The 7,518-nt window shown below is 49.5% G+C and carries 5 protein-coding genes; all 5 read right to left on the minus strand.

The annotated features are described in order from the left end of the window. Positions 1-106 precede the first annotated feature (106 nt). The 5 genes from fumC to ACH10T_RS01195 all read right to left on the minus strand — a co-directional run bounded on the left by fumC (position 107) and on the right by ACH10T_RS01195 (position 6,977). Positions 107-1,492, minus strand: coding sequence for a class II fumarate hydratase (gene fumC / locus ACH10T_RS01175; RefSeq protein ID WP_394807512.1), 1,386 nt, complete (start codon positions 1,490-1,492; stop codon positions 107-109). Between the two features lie 272 nt (positions 1,493-1,764). Beyond that, on the minus strand, positions 1,765-1,935 hold the full coding sequence (locus ACH10T_RS01180; protein WP_394807513.1) for a hypothetical protein: 171 nt from the start codon (positions 1,933-1,935) through the stop codon (positions 1,765-1,767). Then, entirely contained in the window at positions 1,898-2,815 is a 918-nt protein-coding gene (locus tag ACH10T_RS01185; protein WP_394807514.1) for a DUF4238 domain-containing protein, read from the minus strand. Before ACH10T_RS01185 ends, ACH10T_RS01180 begins: the two co-directional genes overlap by 38 nt. Before the next feature lie 66 nt (positions 2,816-2,881). Beyond that, a complete protein-coding gene (locus tag ACH10T_RS01190) occupies positions 2,882-4,078 on the minus strand; it encodes a ribonucleotide-diphosphate reductase subunit beta (RefSeq protein WP_394807515.1) in 1,197 nt (398 codons plus the stop codon). Positions 4,079-4,112: 34 nt separating this feature from the next. Further along, positions 4,113-6,977: a ribonucleoside-diphosphate reductase subunit alpha gene (locus ACH10T_RS01195; protein ID WP_394807516.1), complete on the minus strand. Its 2,865-nt coding sequence runs from the start codon at positions 6,975-6,977 to the stop codon at positions 4,113-4,115. Positions 6,978-7,518 lie beyond the last annotated feature (541 nt).

The raw sequence follows: 7,518 nt of genomic DNA on the forward strand, positions 1-7,518 counted from the left end.
ACAGACTCAAAATGCTCATTTATTAAGCATAAACTGCGCTTTTTCGCCTGTTTTTGCCTTGCATCGGCTACCTCGAAAACGTTTTTCAACGGCCTGTTAAACCGCCCTACTTTCCTACCATTCTCTCCGGAATAACCCAGGATTCAAATTGTTCTGAAGTGACATATCCGGTTGCAATCGCCGCGGCTTTCAAGGTCGTGCCTTCGCGATGCGCTTTTTTAGCAATTTCAGCGGCCTTGTCGTAGCCGATGTGCGGATTCAATGCCGTCACCAGCATCAGCGAGTTGTGCATCAACATATCGATGCGCTCGATATTGGCTTCGATGCCGGCGGCGCAATGCTCGTTGAAACTGACCATGGCATCGGCCAGCAATCGCACGCTTTGCAGGAAATTATGAATGATCAGCGGCTTCATCACATTCAGTTCAAAATTCCCCATTGCGCCGCCGATATTGATGGCCACATCATTGCCCATGACCTGACAGCAGACCATGGTCATCGCTTCCGATTGCGTCGGATTGACTTTGCCCGGCATGATGGAGCTGCCCGGTTCATTTTCAGGAATTCTGAGCTCACCAATACCACAACGCGGCCCCGATGCCAGCCAGCGGATATCGTTAGCGATTTTCATCAGTGACGCCGCCAGCGTTTTTAACGCGCCATGCGCATGCACCAGCGCATCGTTACACGCCAGTGCCTCGAATTTATTCGGCGCGGTGACAAACGGCAAACCGGTTAAACGCGACAATTCGGCGGCTACGCGCACGGCGAATTCCGGGTGTGCGTTCAATCCGGTGCCGACCGCCGTGCCACCCAGTGCCAGTTCGCACACATGCGCCATTGCGGCTTCAACATGGCGCATGCCATGATCCAATTGCGCCACGTAACCGGAAAATTCCTGTCCCAGCGTCAACGGCGTGGCATCCTGTAAATGCGTACGGCCAATTTTGACGATGCCGTCGAACGCCTGCGATTTGGCGGCAAGGGTGTCACGCAATTGCTGAATCGCCGGAATCAGCCGTTGCTGCAATTCCTGCACTGCAGCAACATGCATTGCGGTTGGAAACACATCGTTGGACGATTGGCCTTTGTTGACCTCGTCGTTCGGATGCACGATCCGGCTGGCGCCGCGCCCGCCACCGAGAATTTCCGAAGCGCGGTTTGCCAATACTTCGTTCACGTTCATGTTGGTTTGCGTACCGGAACCAGTTTGCCATACGACCAACGGAAATTGGTCGTCGAAATGACCAGCGATCACCTCATCGGCGGCCTCGATAATCGCCGCAGTGCTGGCGGCGTTGAGCAACCCCAAATCGTGATTGACTTTAGCAGCGGCGCGCTTGACTTTGGCCAGCGCATGAATCAACGCAACCGGCATACGCTCGCTTGAGATCTTGAAATTCTGCAGCGAGCGCTGCGTTTGCGCGCCCCACAGTGCTTCTATGGGTACTTGCACCGGCCCCATCGTGTCGCGTTCTTCACGGGTTTGCATGGGTAGTTACCTCTCTAAATGGAATGAATTGGGTTGCTGGTTTACTAAAAAGTCGCTGAATTATTCTAAATTTGTCATTCCGGCGAAGGCCGGAATCCAGAAAAACCAACGAACTGGACACCGGCTTTCGCCGGTGTGACGAATAATTTAGTGTTCTCATAAAATTCCGGTTTAGCGTTTTATTCATTGCATATATGACGTTTTCTGTCCGAGTTGACACGACTGCTAAACGTTTTATCCGATTACAAGGCTCCTCGCGATTGCAACCAACATTATGAGCGGAATATAAAACCCCCCATACTGCCGCCGAGCACCGCATCATCTTCAATGGCAACAACCCGTAGGTTGGGTTGAATGAATGAAGCCCAACGATTGGCGACCTTGTTGATGTTGGGGTTTCGTACCTCACCCCAACCTACGAGCTTGCCCTTCGTCCCAGACAAAGAAGCTCTCGATGGAAGAATAGACGTGACGTTCAGAATTCCACGCAACACGTTTGTTCATTGTTGCGACGTGACCCGGCTTACACCGCACCACTGGTTTCAATGGGGATTCAAAGACACCATAAAACCCGACATGCCTACCAAGTGGAAAAAATACTTCCGTTTCTTTGAGCTTGAATCCAATTGGCCCAGACTGACCACTTTTCCATGCGAGTGTAACTGGATGGTCGGAGCAAATGAATTCCGGGCCGTCTGAAGGTGCAACCAGAACTGACCAAGTTCGTTGACCAAGAAGTGGCAGCAGTTCGTCAAACGCATGAAATTCGACTCTCAAATTCCCTTGCGGGTGAAACTCGATTCGGTAGTTGCCATTCTCAACGAACTGCCGAGCATCTTCAAACGAAACACTGTCACTGATGTCTTCCCCCGCGGCACAGGTCTTCTTGACGTGGTGATCCCATATCTTCTTGTCCGATACTAGCAGATCGCCAATCGTTCTTAGCATCTGTCCACGCGACCGATTAAACGATCCCCGAAGCTTCGGGTTTCTTACGGCAATAAGCCCCAAGAGATTCAAAATGAGATTCCAATCGCTATCCGTTGGAAATGCCTCACTATCGATGACCCTACGAATGGCATCAACCGCCTCGCCTTCAAAGGGTGCAAGGGCGTTCTCTATTGCATCAGGCGCGTGACCTTCGATATCGACGCGATTGAAATCTCTCTCCGCACCAACGTTAAGCGGAGAAGTTCGAAATGAATGACCTGTTTGGATATCCAGCACGAAGAATTGACCGCCTTTGAGACCGGTGTCAGTAAAGGCGGCGAGATACGACTGTGGCAAGTAGTGATGCCGCCTAGAGATGGGTTTCACTGCCATGTGAGGTCTATGTAATATTTACGACGAAAAATGTCGCATAAACTGATTCATCGGCTGCTGCAACCATCAATCCCAACTCAACGCACCGCCGGTTTGATATTCCGTCACCCGCGTTTCAAAGAAATTCTTTTCTTTCTTCAGATCGATCATTTCCGACATCCACGGAAATGGATTATTGGCGTTCGGATAAAGGATATCCAAACCGATTTGCTGGCAGCGGCGGTTTGCGATATAGCGTAAATACTCTTTGAACATCGGTGCATTCATACCCAACACACCGCGGGGCATGGTGTCTTCGGCATACCGGTATTCCAGTGCCACGGCTTTATGCATCAATTCATTGATTTCATCGCGGAATGCCTTGGTCCATAGATGCGGATTTTCCATTTTAATCTGGTTGATCACATCGATACCGAAGTTACAATGCATCGATTCATCCCGCAGAATATACTGGTATTGCTCAGCGGCGCCGGTCATCTTATTTTGCCGGCCGAGCGCGAGTATTTGCGTAAAACCGACATAGAAGAATAACCCTTCCATAATGCAGGCGAAAACAATTAGGCTTTTGAGTAATTGTTGATCGGTCTCTTGTGTACCCGTCTTGAAATGCGGGTCTGTCAACGTATCAATAAATGGAATCAGGAACTCGTCCTTATCGCGGATAGAAGCCACTTCATGATAGGCATTGAAGATTTCCCCTTCATCCAGACCCAGCGATTCGACAATATACTGATACGCATGGGTGTGAATGGCTTCCTCAAATGCTTGGCGCAGCAAATACTGGCGGCACTCCGGATTGGTAATATGCCGGTAAGTGCCCAGCACGATATTATTGGCTGCCAATGAATCCGCCGTTACAAAGAACCCCAGGTTGCGTTTGATCAGGCGGCGCTCATCCTCGGTCAGGCCATTGGGATCTTTCCACAAAGAAATATCGCGGCTCATGCTGATTTCCTGCGGCATCCAATGATTGGCGCACGCGCCCAGATATTTATCCCACGCCCATTTATATTTAAACGGCACGAGTTGATTGACGTCCGCGTTGCAATTGATGATCTGCTTGTCTTCCACCGACACGCGCCGGTTGGCGCTTCCGGCTACGGGTTCATCGGCAATTGCTGCTTTGACGTGTACAGCAGCACTGCCCTGTCCATGCAGTGGCGTTTGCGGGCGTAAATCAAAATCCTGTGCGTCCGCCTGAAACAATGGATCGATGGTTAATGGTGCTTGCGCTTTAACGGGTTCGTCTTCAAATGTCAGCATGGCTTACTCCTTTTCTTCTTATTCATTCGTTCGGTTATTGGCACGATTCGCAACTTTCATCATCGATTGCGCAGTATTTGATTTCGACAGCCGATACTTCCATCGCCACTTTGGCCATACCGCCATCGGCAGGCACTGCATTGAGCGAACCTGCGCGCACAGTCGATTTCTCAGCGGCTGTCGCACCCATCGAACGCAAATAGTAAGTGGTTTTTAAACCACGAATCCAAGCCAATTTATACGTGTCATCCAGTTTTTTACCGGAAACACCCGCCATATAAATATTCAGCGATTGCGATTGATCGATCCATTTTTGCCGCCGCGCACCGGCTTCGATCAGCCAATATGGTTCCATTTCGAATGCGGTGGCATATAGCGTGCGAATACTCTCCGGAATGCGGTCTATTTTGCTGATGGCACCGTCAAAATATTTCAGATCCGAAATCATGACCTCATCCCACAGATTGAGTTTCTTCAAATCATCAACCAAGGATCTGTTGGTGATCGTGAATTCACCGGACAGATTGGATTTGACATACAAATTCTGATAAGTCGGCTCAATACTGGCTGAAACGCCGATGATATTGGATATGGTTGCGGTAGGCGCAATTGCCAAACAGTTGGAATTACGCATGCCATGATTTTTGATGCGCTGACGTAGCGCATCCCAATCCAGCGTTGTAGATAAATCCGCTTCGACAAAACCGCCACGCTCTTTTCGCAGTATTTCGAGCGTGTCGTGCGGAAGAATGCCGCGATCCCACAAGCTGCCTTTGTACGAGCTATAGCAACCGCGTTCTTCCGCCAGTTCGGTGGAGGCCCAATAAGCCTGATACGCCACCGCTTCCATCGAGCGATCGGCAAATTCCACTGCGGCATTCGAGCTGTAAGGAATGTCCAGTTGATGCAGGCAATCCTGAAATCCCATAATGCCTAATCCGACCGGCCGGTGCTTGAGGTTGGCATTTCTGGCTTTGGCGACTGCGTAGAAATTGATATCGATGACATTATCGAGCATACGCATGGCAATGCGGATGGTACGCTTCAGCTTTTCCGCATCCAATTCGCCATTTTTCAAATGCGCCACCAGATTCACCGAACCGAGATTACATACGGCAATTTCCTTGTCATTGGTATTCAAGGTGATTTCCGTGCACAAATTCGAGCTGTGAACCACTCCGATATGATTCTGCGGCGAGCGGATATTGCACGGATCTTTAAAAGTAATCCATGGATGCCCTGTTTCAAACAGCATGCTCAACATCTTGCGCCACAATTGCACCGCCGGGATTCTTTTGTACAGCTCCAGCTCACCGCGCTCGATTTTGGCTTCGTACGCCAGATAGGCTTGCTCAAACTGCTGACCGAATTTCTCGTGTAAATCGGGCACATCCGAAGGCGAAAACAAGGTCCAGTCACTACCGTCCATTACCCGTTTCATGAACAAATCAGGAATCCAGGTGGCCGTATTCATATCATGCGTGCGGCGGCGGTCGTCGCCAGTATTTTTGCGCAATTCGAGAAATTCCTCGATATCCAGATGCCAGCATTCCAGATACGCGCATACCGCACCTTTGCGTTTACCGCCTTGATTCACCGCGACCGCCGTATCCGATACCACTTTAAGGAAAGGCACGACACCCTGCGATTTGCCGTTGGTACCTTTGATGCGTGCGCCCATGGCACGCACCGCGGTCCAGTCATTGCCCAATCCGCCGGCATATTTGGCCAATAAGGCGTTTTCCTTAATGGCTTCGTAGATGCCGTCCAGATCATCCGGCACTGTGGTGAGATAGCACGATGACAATTGCGAGCGGCAAGTGCCGGAATTGAACAAAGTCGGCGTCGAGCTCATGAAATCAAAACTGGATAGCACGTGATAAAACTCAATCGCACGCGCTTCCCGGTCAATTTCATTCAGCGCCAGCCCCATCGCCACGCGCATAAAAAATGCTTGCGGCAATTCAATACGGTTTTCTTTGATGTGCAGGAAATAACGGTCATACAGGGTCTGTAAGCCCAAATATTCAAATTGCAGATCACGCTCCGCATCGAGTACTTCGGCCAGACGCGTCAAATCAAACTGCGCCATACGTCCATCCAGAAGATCGGCCTCAATGCCACGTTTGATGAAAACTGGAAAATAATCCTTATACTGTGCTTGCATCATTTGCTGAGAAACTTCCTCACCCAGCACTTCATAACGCATGTTATTCAACAATAATCGTGCCGTCACATAACTATATGCGGGATCTTTCTCGATCAAAACGCGCGCTGACAGGATAACGGATTTTCTGACTTCATCCAGCGGTACACCGTCATACAAATCTTTTACTGTGGCTTTCAGAATCAGCGAGGCATCGACGGTATTTCCCAACCCGCTGCAGGAAGATTCGATCAATGCGGATAATCGGGCCATATCCAATGGCACTCTCTGCCCGTTATCCACAACATAGAGTGTTTCTGCTGCCACATCGGTGGCGGATTTCTGTTTGAGCTTGGCCCTTTCACGCGCACGGTCTTCACGATACAGCACATAAGCACGCGCCACATCGTGTTCGCCCGAGCGCATCAAAGCCAGCTCAACCTGATCCTGAATATCTTCAATATGGAAAGTGCCGCTATCCGGCTGGCGGCGCAGTAATGCGCCCACAACATCATTGGTCAATTCCGCAACTACCTCACGCACCCTGACCGACGCTGCACCCTGACCGCCATCGATCGCGATAAACGCCTTGGTCATCGCAACCGTTATCTTGCTCGGCTCAAATGCCACCACCGCACCATTACGGCGGATGACTCGATATTGGGAAAAACGGGAATTTTGGTTACTGGAATCGGTAAAACTTTGACTTCCGGAAACAGGTTTGAGGTTGGTATATTCTGTCGTAAGCTGCATCGATGATCCCTCCTGACTGATTATTCACGCGAGAAAAAATAAATTTCTATCGATTCAATAGGCTATCATTTTTCTCCAGAAACCACTATATCTAGTATCCAATACAGATGATTATGGCACTAATGGTACACCACAAATTATTACAAAGTTGCAAATTTTTGCAATTTTTTCTACCTGAGTAATAGTTTTTACAACAGTATTTAGATTACCGATTAGTATCAGTTGGTTGTAATATGAACGTCAACTCAGCACAGTATTTTTGGCACGAATGCCAAACGAGTATTCCTGTTTAACGGTTGAATTCTTTGGGCGATGTTGGATTTTCTATCGGCGTTGAACTGAATAACACCAGCCACAAAACGGCGCAGGCGGGAGATGTTTTCGAGGCCTCCGCTTGTATGGATTGTAAGAAACCACATTGGATAAAGTCATCATTAATCCTAATTAGAAAGATTCTTCAGCTTGCCGAAGCCAACGTGCCGGGCGAGGCCTGATAGTGGCTGCGGCGACGAACAGACGTAGAGGGAGTGTTTCAAGATGG

This window comes from Nitrosomonas sp., from assembly GCF_043753625.1.
Taxonomy (GTDB): Bacteria; Pseudomonadota; Gammaproteobacteria; order Burkholderiales; family Nitrosomonadaceae; genus Nitrosomonas.

Coding starts and splice junctions, on each gene's coding strand:
- fumC (WP_394807512.1), bottom strand. CDS start 1,492: ATGCAAACCCGTGAAGAACGCGACACGATGGGGCCGGTGCAAGTACCC.
- ACH10T_RS01185 (WP_394807514.1), bottom strand. CDS start 2,815: ATGGCAGTGAAACCCATCTCTAGGCGGCATCACTACTTGCCACAGTCG.
- ACH10T_RS01190 (WP_394807515.1), bottom strand. CDS start 4,078: ATGCTGACATTTGAAGACGAACCCGTTAAAGCGCAAGCACCATTAACC.
- ACH10T_RS01195 (WP_394807516.1), bottom strand. CDS start 6,977: ATGCAGCTTACGACAGAATATACCAACCTCAAACCTGTTTCCGGAAGT.